The organism is Methylophilus sp. YYY-1, assembly GCF_029132825.1.
In the GTDB taxonomy this organism is placed as follows: Bacteria; Pseudomonadota; Gammaproteobacteria; order Burkholderiales; family Methylophilaceae; genus Methylophilus; species Methylophilus glucosoxydans.
On record NZ_WOVG01000001.1, the window covers coordinates 1,312,190 to 1,330,021 of the forward strand.

The window sequence follows — 17,832 nt, forward strand, 5'->3', positions numbered from 1 at the left end:
TGTCATGACAAACCAGATCCAACCCCAGGCCGTCTTTGATTACCTGCAAGGCTTGCAGGCCCGTATTGTCGAAGCCATTGAACTCGTCGATGGCAAAACCTTTTTGCAGGATAGCTGGCAGCGCCCTGAAGGTGGGGGCGGGAACTCTTGCCTGCTCGAAGGCGGAAACGTGTTTGAGCGGGCTGGGGTTGGCTTTTCACATGTGCTCGGCAACAAGCTACCGCCTGCGGCCAGCGTCGCACATCCCGAAGCAGCGGGCCGCCCCTGGGAGGCCATGGGCGTCTCCCTGGTGTTTCACCCGCACAACCCCTATGTGCCGACCGTACACATGAATGTGCGTTTTTTTGTCGCCCGGGCGCAACAGGCGGGTGAAGAGGATATCTGGTGGTTTGGCGGCGGCATGGATCTGACGCCTTACTATGGCTTTGAAGACGATTGCATCCACTTTCACCGCGTTAATAAAGAAGCGCTGGCTGCCTTTGGTGCCGATTACTACCCAAAATTCAAAAAAGACTGTGATGCTTACTTTTTCCTCAAGCATCGCAAGGAGCCGCGCGGAATCGGCGGTGTCTTTTTTGATGACTTTAGTGAATTGGGCTTTGAAAAAAGCTTTGCCTTGCAACGTGCAGTGGGTGATGCCTTTATCAACGCCTACTTGCCTATTGTGCAACGGCGTAAAGAGACGCCTTATGGCGAACGCGAACGCGATTTCCAGGCTTATCGCAGAGGCCGTTATGTCGAGTTCAACCTGATTTTTGATCGCGGCACGATCTTTGGGTTACAGTCCAATGGCCGTACAGAGTCCATCTTGCTCTCTATGCCACCCATCGTTAAATGGCGCTATGACTGGAAACCTGAAGCCCGTAGCGCAGAGGCCAAACTGTATACTGACTTTTTGATTGAAAAGGACTGGGTTTAATATGCGAGTTTCAGTAGAAGCCAGACAACACGCGCAAGCCCTGCTGGATTTTATTGATCAAAGCCCCAGCCCTTGGCACGCGGTAGACACGGTCGCAAGCCGACTCAAGGCGCATGGCTTTAAAAACCTGCGTGAAAACGAACCTTGGCAATTCAAGGCAGGGGGTAAATATTTCGTAGTGCGTGATGGCGGCTCCATCATTGCCTTTGTACTTGGTCAACAAGCCCTTGCCGACAGCGGTCTGCGCATTGTCGGCGCGCATACCGACTCACCCGGCCTGCGCCTGAAACCGCATGCAGCTTACAGCACAGAAGGTCTGGCGCAACTAGGGGTAGAAGTCTATGGCGGCCCCATTCTGGCCACTTTTACCGACCGCGACTTGAGTCTGGCCGGTCGTGTGGTGCTCCGCACCCCTGAGGGCCTGCAAACGCGCCTGGTCAAATTGGAGCAGCCGATGGCGCGCCTGCCCAATCTGGCCATACACATGAACCGCGAAGTGAATGAAAAAGGCCTGGTACTCAACAAGCAAACCGGTCTGCCCCTGATTTTTGGTCACGCAGCCAACAGCTCCGAAGCCAAACAATTGCTGATTGATACACTCGCCGGCAAACTGGCCGTGCCCGCAGACGTCATTGCTGGCTGGGACCTCACGTTTTATGACACCCAGCGCGGCAGTTTCTGGGGCATGGAACAAGAATTCATTGCCAACAGCCAACTGGACAACCTGGCTTCGTGCCATGCCGCGTTGGAAGCCCTGTTAGGCACCGAAACGCCGCAGGCGACCTCTATTTGTGCACTGTTTGACCACGAAGAGGTGGGCTCTGAAAGCGCCACGGGGGCGGGTGGCAGCTTTTTGCTGGATGTGATTGAGCGGATTTGTCATAGCACCCGTCTCACGCCAGAAGACAAACTGCGCAGCTTTGCCAACAGTTTTTTTATCAGTGCCGATATGGCACATGCCTTTCACCCCAATCATGCCGGCAGCTATGAACCGTGTCACCATGTGCAAGTCAACCAGGGCCCGGTCATTAAAACCAATGCCAACCAGCGCTACAGCACCAATGCCGTCACGGCTGCGCGCTTTATCCACTTGTGTGAACAAGCGGAGGTCCCCTATCAACAATATGCGCACCGCACCGATTTAGGCTGCGGCAGCACCATAGGGCCCATCATGGCAGCGCAATTAGGCATCGCCACCGTCGATGTCGGTAACCCGATGTGGGCCATGCACAGCCTGCGCGAAAGTGCGGGTGTGCTCGATCATGGCTACATGATTGCCACACTCAGCCGGCATTACGCCAGCTAATCCATCAGCAGCATTGACGCTGGTACAACGATTGCTTTACCCTAGGCAGACATGGGGAGAAACAATCAATGCTAGAACAATTATTGCGCAAAAAACCTATCCAACCACATGCGCATACCGGCCTGAAAAAATGTTTAACCGCCTTTGACCTGGCCTTGCTAGGCATCGGTGGCGCCATCGGTACCGGCATTTTTGTCCTGACCGGTATCGCGGCCGCGACCCAATCTGGCCCTGCCGTCGTCCTTTCATTTATTATTGCGGCCATCGCTGCAGGATTTGCGGCGTTATCTTATGCCGAACTCTCGTCTTCAGTTGGCGGCTCTGGCAGCGCCTATGGTTACAGCTATGTCGCGTTTGGCGAGTTTGCTGCATGGATGATGGGATGGATGCTATTACTGGAGTATGGCGTTGGCGCTGCAGCGGTTGCCAATGGCTGGGCAGGTTACTTTGTAAACACCTTGAGCAACCTCGGGCTACACTTGCCAGCGCACCTGACCAAGGCACCGGTGTTAGGCGGCACCATCAACCTGCCAGCCTTTGCCATTATCTGGGTACTGACCCTGCTACTCATGGTCGGCGTCAAGGAAAGTGCGCGAGCCAATAACCTGATGGTGATTATCAAACTGTCCACGATTGCGATTTTTCTCGCCTTGTCCGTGGGTCATATTCACACCGAAAACTGGCTGCCATTTATGCCGTTTGGCTGGTTTGAAACGCTGGACAATGGCAAAAATATTGGCGTACTGGCTGGCGCCTCGCTGGTCTTTTTTGCCTATTTTGGCTTTGATGCTGTGTCAACCGCGGCCGAAGAATGCAAACTGCCACAACGCGACTTACCGATTGGGCTGATCGCTTCACTATCATTTTGTACCATTATTTATATCATCGTCTCTGGCACGCTGACCGGTGTGATTCCTTATCACGAGCTGAATACCTCGTCACCCGTGGCTTATGCATTGACCAAACTGGGTTATACCTGGTCATCCACACTGGTGGCGACTGGCGTGCTGGCTGGCTTGATTACTGTGCTGCTGGTGCTGCTCTACGGCCTGACACGTATTTTATTTGCCATGAGCCGCGACGGCCTGATTTCCCCGGTATTTTCAGCAGTGAATCCTGACCGCCAAACACCCAGTAAAATTATCTTGCTTTGCGGAACGGTGGTTTCCATCGTGGCCGGTTTTATCCCGCTCGGCGAATTGGCAGAAACGGTCAATATCGGGACGCTAGCCAGTTTCATTATGGTCTGCATTGGCGTGATCCGCTTGCGTCAGACCCATCCAGACTTACCGCGGCCGTTCAAAAATCCTTTTAATCCGCTGATCCCACTTGGCGGCGTCATCACCTGCGGTGCGCTGATGTCGTTTTTACCCGCCTCAACCTGGCATCGCTTTGGCTTGTGGGCGGTGGTGGGCGTGGTGTTCTATTTTGTTTACTCACTCAGACACAGCCGCTTGCGCTAATCATTTAGCCCGCGCGAGCAGCAATAAAAAAGCCGACGTTTGAGTCGGCTTTTTTGATTCACAGCAACGCTGGAATTACAGAGACAATACCCATTCAACAATGGTTTTGATGTCTTCGTCTTTCACTTGTGGGCTGTTTGCTGGCATTGGAATATTGCCCCAAACACCGCTACCACCCGCTTTAACTTTAGCGATCAATTTAGCTTCAGCACCTTTGTCGCCTTTGTATTTAGCAGCAACATCTTTGTAAGCTGGGCCCAATACTTTAGCATCCACACTGTGGCAAGCCAAACAGCCGCTTTTTTGTGCCAATGCTTTAGCAGCGGCAGCGTCAACAGCGTGAGCAGAACCAGCCATCAACATGGTCGCTGCTGCGATTGCGGATAATAAAACTTTCATGCGATCTCCTTGAATATCCTCTAAATAAATAGAACCCCGAAATGCAATTTTCGTGCATGTGGCATCTTACCTGACCAGCCAAAATCTACAATAGTAAAACCGCTAAAATACGAGGCCGTATTGATAATTTGAACCAGTTTGGCGTTTTGCCAACACCCTAAAAACGCACGTGAAACAAGATGGTTGACACGTGTCACAACAAGGTTACAGGGTCTCGATCGAATACTCGGCGCTCAGGACATGTTTGCGGCCAGGATTAATCACCACCATATTATCCAGCGCGTTGGTTGTTTCCACACAAATGGTCTTGCGCCACTCTTCGCCCACGCCCATATCGCCCATGGTCGCAGCCTTATCGGCACCAGGATTCCAGACAACCGTGGTATCACTGCCGGATTTGGACACATGGATGATGCGATTATAGCCGCTGTCATGGATAGAACAATCAGAGCTGTGATCGACATAAACACGGTCATATTCGTGGCCGTCAAAGCTCAATGGGTTGTGCTCGACGTTGCGCTCGTATTTGAGTAGCTTATCCAGATAAACCAAATCTTGCATGCCGGTAATTTTGATATTGGATAAATCACTGACATTAAAATAGGTGTGAAAGGCTTCACTAATCACAAATGGATGCTCAGCCAGATTGGTGGTCGCCAGATCAATCCGCAAGCGGCGGCCAATAGTAATGGTCAGCGTCAGCTCATAAGGATAGGACAACTGACGTTGTGCTTCTGGCGTTTGCTGCATTTCGAGAATGATGCGGGTGGCACCGGTTGGCGTCGCGTCAATATCCATGACTCGCCAGGGAATCACGCGCGCAAAGCCATGCGGACACAAAGTGCTGTCGGTAGGGTGCGCGCCAAACCACGGCCAGCAAATGGGGACGCCACCGCGGATAGAACGCCCTTTGACATAACGCGCATTGCTGGACAACCATAAAACCGGGTGTGAAAGGAACTTGGGTTGCCAGTGCATGACATGTGCGCCCTGCAAGGCAATCTTGCCGGTCGCCAGCGGATTATCAATTTCGAGATATTGCAGACCGTTTTCGTCTTGCCATTGATTGACATGCGCATGCAACTTCATGCGCTTGGTCATTTCCATGCTTTTGGCGAGGATGCTACATTCGTCGTTCATTATCTTCCCCTTTCGATCTGGGTCACATCACGCACGGCGCCTTTGGCGGCACTGGTGCTCATGGCGGCATAAGCGCGCAAGGCAGGCGATACCAGACGCTCACGGTTCAGCGGTTTCCATGCCTGGGCGCCTTTGGCCTCCATATTGGCTCGGCGGTGCGCCATTTCTTCATCAGTCACCGCCAGGTGTATGGTGCGATTCGGAATATCAATTTCTATGGTGTCGCCTTCCTGCACTAGGCCGATCGCACCGCCTTCAGCAGCTTCTGGCGAGGCATGCCCAATACTCAGGCCGGATGTACCACCTGAGAAACGGCCATCAGTCAGCAAGGCACAAGCTTTACCCAACCCTTTGGATTTGAGGTACGAGGTCGGATAAAGCATTTCTTGCATGCCCGGCCCGCCACGCGGCCCTTCATAGCGAATCACCACGACATCCCCGGCCACAATCTTGTCGTTGAGAATGGCTTCCACGGCAGAGTCCTGGCTTTCAAATACACGGGCGCGCCCGGTGAATTTAAGAATACTGTCATCCACGCCTGCTGTTTTCACAATACAGCCGTCTTGCGCAATATTGCCATAGAGCACGGCCAGCCCCCCATCCAGCGAGTAGGCATGCGCCTTGTCGCGGATACAGCCGTTTTCGCGGTCATTATCCAGCTCTGGCCACAACATGCTCTGGCTGAACGCGATGGTGGTTGAAATGCCACCTGGCGCAGCACGATAAAACTTTTTCACGTCCTCATCCTGCGTGGTCATAATGTCCCATTTGGCCAGCGCTTCGCCCATGGTTGCACTATGAACGGTTGGCACGCCCGTATGGATGACACCGGCACGATTCAGCTCGGCCAGGATGCCCATCACGCCACCGGCACGATGCACATCTTCCATGTGATATTTGCTGGTTGCTGGCGCCACTTTGGAAACGCACGGCACCTGACGTGAGATGCGGTCGATGTCTTTCATGGTGAAATCGACACCGGCTTCATGCGCAGCCGCCAGCAAATGCAAGACGGTATTGGTAGAGCCGCCCATGGCCACATCCAGACTCATGGCGTTCTCAAACGCTTGCATGGTCGCGATATTGCGTGGCAACACACTGTAATCATCCTGCTCGTAGTGGCGTTTTGCCAGCTCAACAATCAGTCGACCCGCTTGCAAGAACAACTGCTTGCGCGCAGCATGGGTGGCGAGCGTAGAACCATTGCCTGGCAAACTTAAGCCCAGGGCTTCAGTCAGACAGTTCATCGAGTTGGCGGTAAACATGCCCGAACAGGAACCGCAGGTTGGGCACGCAGAACGTTCTACTTCTGCCACCTCTTCATCACTGACATGACTATCTGCGGCTTCGACCATGGCATCGACCAAATCCAGCTTGCGTATCTGGCCTTGCCAGTTCACTTTACCGGCTTCCATCGGCCCACCAGAGACAAATACGACAGGGATATTCAAGCGTAATGCCGCCATCAACATGCCCGGAGTGATCTTGTCACAGTTGGAGATACACACCAACGCATCCGCACAGTGCGCATTCACCATATACTCAACACTGTCAGCAATCAAATCACGGCTAGGCAAGCTGTAGAGCATGCCTCCATGCCCCATGGCGATACCGTCATCGACAGCAATCGTGTTAAATTCCTTGGCTACGCCACCCGCTTTTTCAATTTCACGGGCAACCAGTTGGCCTAGATCTTTTAAATGCACATGGCCAGGAACAAACTGCGTAAACGAGTTAGCCACCGCGATAATCGGTTTGGAAAAATCTTCATCTTTCATACCAGTGGCACGCCACAAGGCGCGGGCACCAGCCATGTTACGACCTTGGGTAGTCGTGTGAGAACGGTATTTAGGCATGGGAAACACTAGGATTGACGTTAAAATCCTATTTTAACTGAATCCGTAGCCGCATGTGCGGCTGAAACAGCTTTGTTACATTCGCGGCGCGCGATAAAAAATGCTAAGGACGGTATTGCTTGTGTTGATAGGACGAGCAATGCCGGCTCACCGCCGGGCTGCGTAGCGCCTGGTGCTTGGTATGTTGGCCACGCGTACGTTTACGCCAGGCAATAAATGCAGCCGAACTTAGTTGCTGCCGCATGAGGATAATCACGTCTGCCTGCCTGAGCCCAAACTGACTGGCAATCGCCTCAAACGGCGTACGATCCTCCCATGCCATCTCAATAATGCGCGAAATATCCCCTGGATCCATTTCAGCTAGCAACACCGTTTGACGCCTGTCCATTTCTGATCCTGCCATTGTTTGAAAAATGCTGCCCGCCCTAGCGGAGGCGGCGCATCAGGCAAATGCGCATGATGCTCGGCATAATGTGCCAGATAGCGTTCATAGGCATCATCGCCAGAAAGCTGTCTGACACGCTGCCATATTTGCTTGAGCAATCGCATGATGTTCCTCCTCTAGCCCAGTTTAGTCGCCACATAGGCCGCTTCATGACTTGCACTCACGGGCAAACCGGCCAGGCTACGTCTACTCATCCTGACCATATCCACTACCACCACCCACAGCATGGTCACAAAAAACAAGGTGAGCCAGGCATCTAACTGCTGGTTAAAAATCAGTTGCGGCGCAACAGCCGCCTTTTCTGGCGGCAATACCCCTGTAGACAGCTTCTGCGCCAAATCATTCGCGGCCGCAAAAAAACCGACCCGGATATCCTGACTAAAAATCTTCTCGTAAGCCGCACTGGTGGTCACCACCAGCAACCAGACCAAGGGCAACGCAGTGATCCAGGCCTTATTCGCGCGGCCAGACTTGATCAATATCCCGGTGGCAACCGACAGGGCAATCGCGGCCAGCATCTGGTTGGCAATCCCAAACAGCGGCCATAAAATATTGACGCCGCCATTCGGGTCAATCACCCCGATATAGAGAAAATAACCCCAGCCAGCGACGATCAACGCGCTGGTTAACACCACAGACGGCGTATAGGAGGTTTCCCCTAACTTGGGATGCAAGTTACCCAACATATCTTGCAGCATAAAGCGACCCACGCGTGTGCCTGCATCGAGCGTGGTGAGAATGAAGATGGCCTCAAACATGATGGCGAAGTGATACCACAAGGCCAGCAAATGCTCTCCGAAGACCGTGCCCAGAATACTGGCCATGCCCACCGCCAGGCTAGGTGCGCCCCCGGTGCGGGCAAACAAGGTCGTTTCTCCCATCGCACTTGCCAGATGCTGCATCTGTTCCACCGTGACTGGATAGCCCCAACTGCTGATGGTATTCACAGCATCCAGCGCCTCTTTACCGACCACGCCTGCCGGGCTGTTAATCGCAAAATAGACACCAGGCTCCAACACCGTTGCCGCGATCATGGCCATGATGGCAACAAAACTCTCTAGCAACATGGCGCCATAACCGATCATGCGGATATCGCCCTCACTGGAAATCAGCTTGGGCGTGGTACCGCTGGCAATCAAGGCATGAAAGCCAGAAATCGCGCCGCAGGCAATCGTAATAAACACAAACGGAAACAACTTGCCGCCAAAAATCGGCCCCGTGCCATCAATAAACGGCGTGATCGCGGGCATGTGTATCTCGGGCCGTAACCATAAAATCGCCACAGCCAGCATCATGACCGTGCCCAGCTTCATATAAGTCGATAAATAATCGCGGGGGGCCAGCAACAACCACACCGGCAACACAGCCGCGGCAAAGCCATAGGCAATCACGCTAAACGCCAATGGCAAGCCTTCATGGTCAAACAGCGCCGCCAGGGTCGGATGATGATCAACCCAGCCACCCAACACCACTGAACCAAGCAGCAAAGCGACGCCCAACAACGACGCCTCAAGCACACGACCCGGACGCAGATAACGCATATAGACACCGACGACCATGGCAATAGGAATGGTCGCGGCAACCGTCGACGTGCCCCAGGGGCTGTGTTTCATGGCGTTGACCACGACCAGACCCAGCACTGCGATCAAAATAATCATGATGACCAACGTTGCAATCATGGCGGCGGTTCCACCAATAGCGCCGATTTCATCTCGCGCCATTTGCCCCAGACTGCGGCCATCGCGGCGGGTAGATAAAAACAGCGTGACCATATCCTGCACCGCGCCGCCCAGCACGGCCCCGATCAGTATCCATAAGGTGCCTGGCAAAAATCCGAATTGTGCCGCCAGGGTAGGCCCAACCAAAGGACCTGGCCCGGCAATGGCCGCAAAGTGATGACCGAAGACCACCCAGCGATGCGTGGGCACATAATCGCGGCCATTATTCAACCGCTCGGCCGGCGTGGCCCGGGTGGCATCAATACTCAGCACTTTGGCCGCAATCCAGGCCGCATAAAAACGATAGGCAATCAGGTAAACACACACTGCCGCCGTGATCAGCCACAGTGCATTCAATGTTTCTCCACGCCACCAGGCAATTTGTGCAAAAGCGGTAGCCCCCAAGAGTGCCAGCAATCCCCAAAACACCTGCCCAAACAACCCTTTTAACATGCCATTTCTTCCTTTTTTTAATCTCTGCACTGTAACAAAAAGCGCTCATCTGCGCAAAACTCTACACAGGCCCACTCCTCCTAGCGAACTGGTGCAACTGCACTGTGGTGGTGCAGACTAGTTAGAACAGCGCCGCCATCAAAAAAGAAAGGTCCCGCCTGTTTCCTGATTAGAATCATATTGTTATCAAAGCTTATCCAGCTGGCATACAGTTTGCTAAAACTCTAGCAGTAATAATCTGATTAAACGATCAATGAGACCACCCAATTCTGTTATGGCTTCTGGCATGCCTCCCGTTCCACGCGACATTCTGAGTCTTGAAGACCAGAAGTTGGTGGATAGCGCGCGTGACATTCTCATGCATCAGCGCGATCTCAGCGAAGACCAGGCTTATTCACTCCTGGCTGAAATGGCTTTTAAGCGTAAAACCGGCATCGCCGATATTTCGCTACAGTTAGTTAACATCACCAAACGACTCACCACCTAAAGCCACCATTCTGGCACCGGAATCGTCCTTGACGGTTTCTGGCGATCCATCAGCCGCGTTAACATCTGCAGTCTTTCACATTTATTCCGGGCAACTGCTTGCACTAAAAAAGAGTTTCGGTATAATGCGCGCTTCGTTGCAAGGCACGGGTGCTTAGCTCAGTTGGTAGAGCGTCGCCCTTACAAGGCGAATGTCAGCGGTTCGACCCCGTTAGCACCCACCACTCCCAGCCTTCAGCAGATCAGCTTCAAATCATCCCCTGCTCGCTAAAAGAAAACGTCTCCTGCTTGGCGACGATAATGTGATCCAGCACTTTCACATCCACCAGCATCAACGCTTCTTTCAAACTGAGGGTTAATTGCTCATCGGCTCGACTCGGACTGGCGACCCCACCGGGATGATTATGGCTCAGGATCACCGCGGCCGCATTGAGCGCCAGCGCGCGTTTAACCACCTCACGCGGATAAACATTGGTTTGCATCAAGCTGCCTTCGAATAAGGTTTCATAGGCGATCAGCCGATTTTGCGCATCTAAAAACAAAATACCAAACACTTCGCGCTGCAAGGCCGACAGTTGTAACTGCAAATAATCCTTCACCTGGCGTGGCGAGCGAAAACTGTCATTTTGCTGCAAGGTTTCGCCCAAGGCCCGCTTGCTCATTTCCAGCACCGCCTGCAACTGGCAATATTTACTCACCCCCATGCCAGACACCCGTGACATCTGTTTAAGATCTGCTGAAAACACGCCATTCAGGCTATGAAAATGTTGCAACAACTCTCTCGCCAAATCCACAGCGGTTTTACCAGCCACCCCAACACGCAAAAAAATCGCCAATAATTCTGCGTCCGATAATGAAACTGCGCCGGTACGCAGCAATTTTTCGCGTGGCCGCTCCTGCTCCGGCCAATCTGTAATTGCCATGTTGCCCCCCTCCTTTATCGCCTAATGCAGCCAACCGATCTCACGTGCTGTCGGTCGGCCAATCACCACTTCATCCAAACTTTTTGCCATGCGCGAGGTTTGCGCAGATTGAGGGATCTGGCCCGCCATCAGCTCGGCCATGGATTGCGGATACAGCGGCTGGGCATAGGGCTCTGCGTATCCTTGCGGAAACTGGGGCTGATGGGTGTTGAGGTCGTATTTATCTGTGGCACTCAGGGTATGCAGCAGCTCATGCGCCACAATGACAGCATTCACAGAGTGCTGGCTGTTTTCGGCAAACAAATTGACACGGCCGATGCGGCCTTTGTGCAAGGCGGTGGAGTGACGTAAATGCCGTTGCCGGGCCGGATCGTGATAGAGCAAATACAACTTGATGTCTAGCGGGACACCAACCTCCGGCTGATGCCGCCAGCCAAACCAGCGAAATTGCAGACTCCACAAAATAATCTCATGCAACGGCGCACTCACTGCAGGTGGCGCAGGTGGCACCTGATGAATTTCCGGGCCAAGATAAAACGTGATTGGCCGCCTCAAGGGCAATTGATATTTGGCAGCCTCCCGCGAGAAAAAGGCCGCCAACTGTTCAAAATCCTCAGCCCGCAAACTGGCAATATACGCGGCTGAAGTTGCAGAGCCATCGGCATTGACCGGATATAAAGCCACCTTGAGCGGATGCCGCCATTGCAGGACTTCGTACTCTTGCCAAAGCTGCAATAAAGCCGCACTCACCACTACTACCCAGAAGAAAATTCGGACTGTCTTTATCATGCCTGCCACCCAAAGGATGGATAGATGTTAACATGTTTAAAGACAGCCGGCGGCGCTCAAAAATGCTTCGATGCGCGCTTTTGCAGTTAAAATACTTGCCATGAATGCGATCTACGCAAAACCTTTGAATATTCTGCTGGGCGTCACTGGCGGCATCGCTGCTTACAAAACAGCAGAATTGGTGCGCTTGCTGGTTAAACAAGGCCACCGTGTACAAGTGGTGATGACTGAAGCAGCCACCCACTTTATCACCCCAACCACCTTGCAAGCCTTGTCCGGGCAACCTGTGTTTATAGATAGCTGGGATCAGCGTATCGCCAATGGCATGCCGCACATTGAGCTCAGCCGTCAGGCAGATGCCATCCTGGTTGCACCAGCCAGTGCCGATTTTATGGCCAAACTGGCGCATGGCTTTGCCAACGACCTGCTCTCCACCTTATGCCTTGCACGTGAGTGCCCACTTCTGGTTGCACCCGCCATGAACAGACAAATGTGGGAGAATGCGGCAACTCAGCGCAACGTGCAACAACTCAGGCAAGATGGCGTCACCGTCCTGGGGCCGGACAGCGGTGAGCAGGCATGTGGCGAAGTCGGGCAAGGCAGAATGCTGGAGCCGGATCACCTGCTGGAGGCCCTCACCCGTTTTTTCACACCCAAGTTATTGGCTGGAAAAAACATCCTGATAACCGCAGGTGCGACCATGGAAATGCTGGATCCGGTGCGTGGCATCACCAACCTGAGCAGTGGCAAAATGGGCTTTGCCTTGGCGCAAGCCGCCACCCGTATGGGCGCAACGGTCACGCTAGTCTATGGCCACCATCAAGTCACGCCTCCCGGAGTCAGCCAAGCCTGCTTCGCTGGCAGCGCCGGTGAGATGTATCAAACCGTGATGCAGCATATTGCCAACCAAGATGTATTTATTGCCGTCGCCGCCGTGGCCGACTACCGACCACAACAAATATCAGAACAGAAAATCAAAAAGAGTGAGTCTACACTCACCTTAGCGCTGATCAAAAACAAAGACATTCTGGCAGATGTCGCGTCCTTGCCTAATCCGCCTTATTGTGTCGGTTTTGCAGCAGAGTCAGAACAAATACTCGAACATGCCCGACAGAAACGGCTGGCGAAGCGGATTCCCATGATTGTGGCGAATCAAGCCAATTCGGCCATGGGCAGTGACCGCAACACAGTGACCATCATAGACGACCAAGGTGAATTGCCCTTGCAAGCCGATGAAAAAATTAATATCGCGTTCGAGATTCTCTGCCGCCTGCATGCGAGACTTGATCCACATTAAATATCTTCAGGCCTCCTCAGTATTTTCATGAAAATACTGAGGAGCGAAAGCTTACGCACAGCTTACAATCGCGCGATTCGATTTTAAGTAGAAAGTTTGAACATGCGCGTATTCCGCCTCACGCCTTTATCGATGGCCATCGCAACCGCTTTCACCGCCCCCACTAGTGGATTGGCAGATGAAGAAAAAGCCGTCACCCTGTCTCCGATTGTGGTCACAGCCACCCGACAAGCACAAAACAGCTTTGACCTCCCGGTCGCGATTGACGTCGTAGATCAAAAAAACATCAAAGATGGCCAACTGCAAATCAACCTCTCGGAAAGTCTGATTCGCGTACCAGGCATTACCGCGCAAAACCGCACGCAGCAGGCGCAAGACCCACAAATTTCCAGCAGGGGTTTTGGTGCACGTTCATCGTTTGGGGTGCGTGGCATTCGTATTTATGTCGACGGCATCCCGCTGACCATGCCAGATGGCCAAGGCCAACCCGGCGTGGTTGACCTGTCAGCAATTAAAAGTATAGAAGTCATGCGCGGACCATTCTCTTCGCTTTACGGCAACTCGTCCGGTGGCGTAATTCAAATGTTCACCCAAGATGCCCCTGCAACGCCAACACTAGGTGCAACCGCAATGTTTGGCAGCTATGATACCAAACGCAACATCCTCGAAGCCTCCGGCCAGCTTGAAGGGATGGAGTACATGCTGAATGTTTCTAACTTTGAGTCTGATGGTTACCGTGACCATAGTAAAAGCAACAAGCAGATGGCCACTGCCAAATTCAAATTCAACCTCACAGAAGATACCAAAGTCACCACTTTAGTTAACTGGTTTGATCAAGATGCCCAGGATCCTGGTGGATTGACGAAAGCTGATGTTGCAAGTGATCGAAAAGGGGTCGTTCCAGCTACTCTGAACGCTAACACAAGAGTATCTCGCAGCCACACGCAAGTTGGATTTAATTTTGAACATACAATCAACCCAAACAATACAATCAACTTGATTACTTATGTTGGCACGCGCGAAAACAACCAGATTTTGGCAACAAATGCGACAGGCTCGAATGCTAGATCAAGTCAAATTTCCAGAGAGTTCTATGGTTCAGACTTACGCTGGGACAATAGAGGTGAGGTAGCAGGAAAACAATACAATATCAGCCTTGGACTGAATTATGGAAAATCGACTGATGCGCGCAAAGACACCAATATTCAGGGAACAGGCTTAGGCCCTAATAGAATCGAAGATAATATTGTCGATAACTTCGACCAATACATTCAAGGAAAACTTGCGTTAACCGATAATTTTGACGTGCATGCTGGTGTTCGTCATACAAAAGTCACTCTAAAAGTAAATGACCAGTTAACTCCACCTGATAATAGCGGCTCAGTTGACTACCAAAAGACTAACCCTGTTTTGGGAGCCACCTGGAAAGTTACACCAGCGCTCAATCTTTATGCAAATTTTGGCAAAGGATTTGAGACACCCACTTTTATTGAAGCTGCTTACAATAGTACGGCCGCCTCTGCGACACCAAATTTAACGCTCAAACCGAGTCAAAGTAACAATTATGAAGTAGGTGCCAAAGCATATATTACTGACTCCTCCTTACTCACACTAACTGCATTCAGGATTAACACCCAAGATGAACTCGTTGTTTCTGCAAACAGTAATGGGCGATCAGTTTACGCGAATGCGAACAATACTAAACGTTACGGTACCGAGATATCCCTTGATACCCGTTATGAAAACAATATCACCACTTACCTTTCATACTCATTTCTCAATGCGAAATATAGCTCGTCCTACGTTGGAAATAACGGACTGATTGAATCGGGTAATTACATCCCTGGTACATATCGAAATCAACTTTACGGCGAGGTGGCTTGGAAATATCAGCCTTTGGGATTTTATACAGCGTTAGAGGGAAGATATAACAGCAAAGTTTATGTTGATGATATTAACTCGCAAAGCGCATCTTCTTATACAATTTTTAACCTGCGCGCAGGCCTCGAACAAAATCTCAGTCATTGGAATTTTAAAGAATATATTAGATTAGAAAATATGTTTGATCGCGAGTACATAGGTGCTGTTCGCGTCAATGATACCAATGCACGTTTTTATGAGCCTGCTGCAGGTCGCAATTACCTCGTTGGAATAAATGCACAATACAAGTTCTAAAGAAGAATCTCATCTTAAAAGCCAGCATCCGCTGGCTTTTTTATTGAATAGCCTTGCCGCGATTAGTGATTTTCGACGCCATTTCGTGTTTAATAGCGCAATCAGTTTCTGGAGCCAGTCGCATGTCAATTACCGTAGACCTTAAAATCCTTGATCCTCGTTTGCATCATATGATGCCAAGTTACGCGACACCTGGGTCTGCAGGGCTGGATTTAAGAGCGTGTATTGAACATACGCAAACTATACAAGCGGGTGAAACCATCATGATCCCGACTGGTATGGCGATTCATATCGACAACACTTATTACGCCGCCATGATTCTGCCGCGCTCTGGCTTGGGCCATAAACATGGCATCGTATTGGGCAACCTGGTAGGCCTGATTGACTCTGACTACCAGGGGCAGCTGCTGGTCTCCTGCTGGAACCGCAGTAAAGAACCGTTTATTTTGAACCCGATGGAACGTATCGCGCAGATGGTGATTGTGCCGGTAGTGCAGGCAGATTTTCATATCGTGGATGAATTTACCAGCAGTGAACGCGGTGAAGGCGGCTTTGGCAGCACAGGCAAGCACTAATTATTTGAAAAGTTGCAATAATTGCTTGATTTGATCATAGATTTCAATCTATAATCTCGCTCTTTCTGAAAAGATAAAAGTATTTGGAGACAACCATGGCACGTGTATGTCAGGTAACCGGTAAAAAACCAATGGTGGGCAACAACGTTTCCCACGCACAAAACAAAACAAGACGTCGTTTCTTGCCTAACTTGCAAAACCGTAAGTTTTGGGTTGAGAGCGAAAACCGCTGGGTAAGCCTGCGCATTACTAACGCCGCTTTGCGTACCATCGACAAAAATGGTATCGATGCAGTATTGGCTGATTTGCGCGCTGCTGGCGAAAAAATCTAACTCGCAGCACTAGTGAGCAAAGGACAATATCATGCGTGAAAAAATCAAATTGGAATCGAGTGCTGGTACAGGTCATTTCTATACCACTACTAAAAACAAACGTACCATGCCAGAGAAAATGGAGATCAAAAAGTTTGATCCAGTTGCTCGCAAGCATGTGATGTACAAAGAAACTAAATTGAAATAATTTCAGTTTCAAGTGTTTAATAAAAAAGCCTGCATATGCAGGCTTTTTTATTAGCTTTCATTTATCGTTGATGCATCACCATTAACAGCGCTTGAAGAGGAAATAATACGGACCTCCTGCTGTGGGTATGGAATCCGAATATTATTGACTTTGAAGCGCCGCCAAATCTCATAGTAAATGTCACTTTGTAATTTGGCTGTACCTTCCTCAGGGTTTGGAACCCAAACCGCCAATACTAAATCAATGCCGTTCTGACCAAATGACTTGATTGTCACATCTACCGCCGTATCATCCTGTATGGTGCGCTCATGTGTTCTGCCGATTTCTTTTAATAACTGTATCGCCAGATCAAGATCGCTTTCATAGGAGATCTGAATAGGAATAGGCACCTTGGCTGTATGTACTGCAGAGGTATGATTGATTACCACATCCGTAATCATCTTCTCGTTAGGAATGATGATTTCTGTCGAATCGGGCTTCTGCAGGATCATGTAGCGAGAGCGCAACTCTTGCACAACACCATGATGCTCCCCAATGGTAATCAGGTCACCCATGTGCAGAGACTTATCCATCAAAATGATAAAGCCGCTCACGTAGTTACTGGCGATCTTTTGTAAGCCAAACCCCAACCCAACACCGAGCGCGCCGCCAAAGACGGACAACATGGTGACATCTATGCCCACCGCCGCCATGGACATCAGCAAGGCAATCACAATCGCCACCATGCGCACCAGCTTGACCATAATCACGCGCCAGTTGCCATTGATATTGGTAGCAGCCATCAAGCGCATCTCAATAATGCGGCTCAGCCACAATGCCACCAGCATGGTAATGACGATGGTCAGACTGCCTTGAAGCAGCAACAACAGGTTCAGCTTTTGCCTGCCGACAGTGAATTTCACGTCTTCGAGAATCTGCAATGCCGGATCGAGAAAACCGCTGATATGCAAAGCAACAATGACCCAGACACACCAGGCGATCACGCGCTCAAACGAATGCAGCCAGGCGCCAGGTGAAAAGACATAACGCAATACATAAACAAAACTGCGAATCACCACCATCGCCAGCAGCATGCGCACTGACAGCTTGATCAGCCCCACATGCATCCAATGCTCCAGGCTGAGCCGGGTAATCAGTAACATTAAAAATGCGACCAGAGGAAAAAACAGCCGCTCAATTCCGCCCAGCAGTATTTTGTACACGATGTTTACGCGCCCTGCCGCAATTTGCTTGCGTAAGTGCAGATTTAACAGCCCGCTGACAGCAAGCACGGCACCAATGATAAATAATTGCCATAACGCCGACACCGAGCTCAGGTCGTGCGCAATTTCTTTCCAGAGAATATCAATATCGCTATCCATGTATTACC

Annotated in this window: 18 protein-coding genes and 1 tRNA gene; 10 read left to right on the forward strand and 9 right to left on the reverse strand. The window is 51.1% G+C overall.

Going from position 1 to position 17,832, the window contains the following annotated elements; genetic code table 11:
- Positions 1-4 precede the first annotated feature (4 nt).
- The 3 genes from hemF to GOC95_RS06355 all read left to right on the forward strand — a co-directional run bounded on the left by hemF (position 5) and on the right by GOC95_RS06355 (position 3,688).
- A complete protein-coding gene (hemF, locus tag GOC95_RS06345) occupies positions 5-919 on the forward strand; it encodes an oxygen-dependent coproporphyrinogen oxidase (protein WP_194748701.1) in 915 nt (304 codons plus the stop codon).
- 1 nt (position 920) lies between these two features.
- On the forward strand, positions 921-2,225 hold the full coding sequence (locus GOC95_RS06350; RefSeq protein ID WP_275356347.1) for a M18 family aminopeptidase: 1,305 nt from the start codon (positions 921-923) through the stop codon (positions 2,223-2,225).
- A gap of 68 nt (positions 2,226-2,293) precedes the next feature.
- Positions 2,294-3,688: an amino acid permease gene (locus tag GOC95_RS06355; RefSeq protein ID WP_275356348.1), complete on the forward strand. Its 1,395-nt coding sequence runs from the start codon at positions 2,294-2,296 to the stop codon at positions 3,686-3,688.
- A gap of 75 nt (positions 3,689-3,763) precedes the next feature.
- Here the strand turns inward: GOC95_RS06355 and GOC95_RS06360 are convergent, their stop codons facing one another.
- The 6 genes from GOC95_RS06360 to GOC95_RS06385 form a co-directional block, all read right to left on the reverse strand.
- Positions 3,764-4,087 (reverse strand): c-type cytochrome, encoded by a 324-nt coding sequence (locus GOC95_RS06360; RefSeq protein ID WP_194748704.1) that lies wholly within the window; start codon positions 4,085-4,087, stop codon positions 3,764-3,766.
- Positions 4,088-4,291: 204 nt separating this feature from the next.
- Positions 4,292-5,227 carry a D-hexose-6-phosphate mutarotase gene (locus GOC95_RS06365; RefSeq protein ID WP_194748705.1) on the reverse strand — a complete coding sequence of 312 codons (936 nt, stop codon included), beginning with the start codon at positions 5,225-5,227 and terminating at the stop codon, positions 4,292-4,294.
- Positions 5,227-7,083, reverse strand: a complete 1,857-nt coding sequence (gene ilvD, locus GOC95_RS06370; protein WP_194748706.1) for a dihydroxy-acid dehydratase — start codon at positions 7,081-7,083, stop codon at positions 5,227-5,229. Before ilvD ends, GOC95_RS06365 begins: the two co-directional genes overlap by 1 nt.
- A 103-nt stretch (positions 7,084-7,186) precedes the next feature.
- On the reverse strand, positions 7,187-7,471 hold the full coding sequence (locus tag GOC95_RS06375) for a TIGR03643 family protein (protein ID WP_228518839.1): 285 nt from the start codon (positions 7,469-7,471) through the stop codon (positions 7,187-7,189).
- Complete coding sequence (locus GOC95_RS06380; RefSeq protein WP_275356349.1) at positions 7,444-7,632, reverse strand: YbdD/YjiX family protein; 189 nt, start codon at positions 7,630-7,632, stop codon at positions 7,444-7,446. The genes GOC95_RS06375 and GOC95_RS06380 overlap by 28 nt, the downstream gene beginning before the upstream one ends.
- Positions 7,633-7,644: 12 nt before the next feature.
- Complete coding sequence (locus GOC95_RS06385) at positions 7,645-9,699, reverse strand: carbon starvation CstA family protein (protein ID WP_275356350.1); 2,055 nt, start codon at positions 9,697-9,699, stop codon at positions 7,645-7,647.
- A gap of 286 nt (positions 9,700-9,985) precedes the next feature.
- Between GOC95_RS06385 and GOC95_RS06390 the strand changes: the two genes are divergently transcribed.
- Together GOC95_RS06390 and GOC95_RS06395 are read left to right on the forward strand one after the other, a co-directional pair.
- Positions 9,986-10,186 carry an ANTAR domain-containing protein gene (locus GOC95_RS06390; RefSeq protein ID WP_228518840.1) on the forward strand — a complete coding sequence of 67 codons (201 nt, stop codon included), beginning with the start codon at positions 9,986-9,988 and terminating at the stop codon, positions 10,184-10,186.
- Positions 10,187-10,333: 147 nt separating this feature from the next.
- Positions 10,334-10,409 (forward strand) — tRNA-Val (locus GOC95_RS06395).
- Between the two features lie 24 nt (positions 10,410-10,433).
- Here GOC95_RS06395 and radC read toward each other — a convergent pair.
- Both radC and GOC95_RS06405 read right to left on the reverse strand, forming a co-directional pair.
- Positions 10,434-11,108 (reverse strand): DNA repair protein RadC, encoded by a 675-nt coding sequence (radC, locus tag GOC95_RS06400; protein ID WP_275356352.1) that lies wholly within the window; start codon positions 11,106-11,108, stop codon positions 10,434-10,436.
- A gap of 21 nt (positions 11,109-11,129) precedes the next feature.
- Positions 11,130-11,897, reverse strand: coding sequence for a hypothetical protein (locus GOC95_RS06405; protein WP_275356353.1), 768 nt, complete (start codon positions 11,895-11,897; stop codon positions 11,130-11,132).
- A 100-nt stretch (positions 11,898-11,997) separates the two neighbouring features.
- Here GOC95_RS06405 and coaBC point away from each other — a divergent pair, with 100 nt between their 5' ends.
- The 5 genes from coaBC (at position 11,998) to rpmG (ending at position 16,463) form a co-directional block, all read left to right on the forward strand.
- Positions 11,998-13,194 carry a bifunctional phosphopantothenoylcysteine decarboxylase/phosphopantothenate--cysteine ligase CoaBC gene (coaBC, locus tag GOC95_RS06410; RefSeq protein ID WP_275356354.1) on the forward strand — a complete coding sequence of 399 codons (1,197 nt, stop codon included), beginning with the start codon at positions 11,998-12,000 and terminating at the stop codon, positions 13,192-13,194.
- A gap of 102 nt (positions 13,195-13,296) precedes the next feature.
- The gene (locus GOC95_RS06415) at positions 13,297-15,369 is read left to right on the forward strand and encodes a TonB-dependent receptor (protein WP_275356355.1); all 2,073 of its coding nucleotides are present in this window, start codon (positions 13,297-13,299) and stop codon (positions 15,367-15,369) included.
- Positions 15,370-15,491: 122 nt separating this feature from the next.
- Positions 15,492-15,944 (forward strand): dUTP diphosphatase, encoded by a 453-nt coding sequence (gene dut, locus GOC95_RS06420; protein ID WP_194748713.1) that lies wholly within the window; start codon positions 15,492-15,494, stop codon positions 15,942-15,944.
- Positions 15,945-16,039: 95 nt separating this feature from the next.
- Positions 16,040-16,276 carry a 50S ribosomal protein L28 gene (rpmB, locus tag GOC95_RS06425; RefSeq protein WP_018986249.1) on the forward strand — a complete coding sequence of 79 codons (237 nt, stop codon included), beginning with the start codon at positions 16,040-16,042 and terminating at the stop codon, positions 16,274-16,276.
- A 31-nt stretch (positions 16,277-16,307) separates the two neighbouring features.
- Entirely contained in the window at positions 16,308-16,463 is a 156-nt protein-coding gene (gene rpmG, locus GOC95_RS06430) for a 50S ribosomal protein L33 (protein WP_013441158.1), read from the forward strand.
- Positions 16,464-16,513: 50 nt separating this feature from the next.
- On the opposite strand, the gene GOC95_RS06435 is transcribed toward rpmG, so the two are convergent.
- Positions 16,514-17,824 (reverse strand): mechanosensitive ion channel domain-containing protein, encoded by a 1,311-nt coding sequence (locus tag GOC95_RS06435; protein ID WP_275356356.1) that lies wholly within the window; start codon positions 17,822-17,824, stop codon positions 16,514-16,516.
- Positions 17,825-17,832: the final 8 nt, after the last annotated feature.

Excerpts from the sequence above, each read along its gene's own strand:
- rpmB (WP_018986249.1), top strand. The coding sequence starts at position 16,040 with ATGGCACGTGTATGTCAGGTAACCGGTAAAAAACCAATGGTGGGCAAC.
- dut (WP_194748713.1), top strand. The coding sequence starts at position 15,492 with ATGTCAATTACCGTAGACCTTAAAATCCTTGATCCTCGTTTGCATCAT.
- GOC95_RS06350 (WP_275356347.1), top strand. The coding sequence starts at position 921 with ATGCGAGTTTCAGTAGAAGCCAGACAACACGCGCAAGCCCTGCTGGAT.
- GOC95_RS06360 (WP_194748704.1), bottom strand. The coding sequence starts at position 4,087 with ATGAAAGTTTTATTATCCGCAATCGCAGCAGCGACCATGTTGATGGCT.
- GOC95_RS06405 (WP_275356353.1), bottom strand. The coding sequence starts at position 11,897 with ATGATAAAGACAGTCCGAATTTTCTTCTGGGTAGTAGTGGTGAGTGCG.
- radC (WP_275356352.1), bottom strand. The coding sequence starts at position 11,108 with ATGGCAATTACAGATTGGCCGGAGCAGGAGCGGCCACGCGAAAAATTG.
- GOC95_RS06435 (WP_275356356.1), bottom strand. The coding sequence starts at position 17,824 with ATGGATAGCGATATTGATATTCTCTGGAAAGAAATTGCGCACGACCTG.
- coaBC (WP_275356354.1), top strand. The coding sequence starts at position 11,998 with ATGAATGCGATCTACGCAAAACCTTTGAATATTCTGCTGGGCGTCACT.
- GOC95_RS06390 (WP_228518840.1), top strand. The coding sequence starts at position 9,986 with ATGCCTCCCGTTCCACGCGACATTCTGAGTCTTGAAGACCAGAAGTTG.
- GOC95_RS06375 (WP_228518839.1), bottom strand. The coding sequence starts at position 7,471 with ATGGACAGGCGTCAAACGGTGTTGCTAGCTGAAATGGATCCAGGGGAT.
- rpmG (WP_013441158.1), top strand. The coding sequence starts at position 16,308 with ATGCGTGAAAAAATCAAATTGGAATCGAGTGCTGGTACAGGTCATTTC.
- GOC95_RS06355 (WP_275356348.1), top strand. The coding sequence starts at position 2,294 with ATGCTAGAACAATTATTGCGCAAAAAACCTATCCAACCACATGCGCAT.
- ilvD (WP_194748706.1), bottom strand. The coding sequence starts at position 7,083 with ATGCCTAAATACCGTTCTCACACGACTACCCAAGGTCGTAACATGGCT.
- GOC95_RS06380 (WP_275356349.1), bottom strand. The coding sequence starts at position 7,632 with ATGCGATTGCTCAAGCAAATATGGCAGCGTGTCAGACAGCTTTCTGGC.
- GOC95_RS06385 (WP_275356350.1), bottom strand. The coding sequence starts at position 9,699 with ATGTTAAAAGGGTTGTTTGGGCAGGTGTTTTGGGGATTGCTGGCACTC.
- GOC95_RS06415 (WP_275356355.1), top strand. The coding sequence starts at position 13,297 with ATGCGCGTATTCCGCCTCACGCCTTTATCGATGGCCATCGCAACCGCT.
- GOC95_RS06365 (WP_194748705.1), bottom strand. The coding sequence starts at position 5,227 with ATGAACGACGAATGTAGCATCCTCGCCAAAAGCATGGAAATGACCAAG.
- hemF (WP_194748701.1), top strand. The coding sequence starts at position 5 with ATGACAAACCAGATCCAACCCCAGGCCGTCTTTGATTACCTGCAAGGC.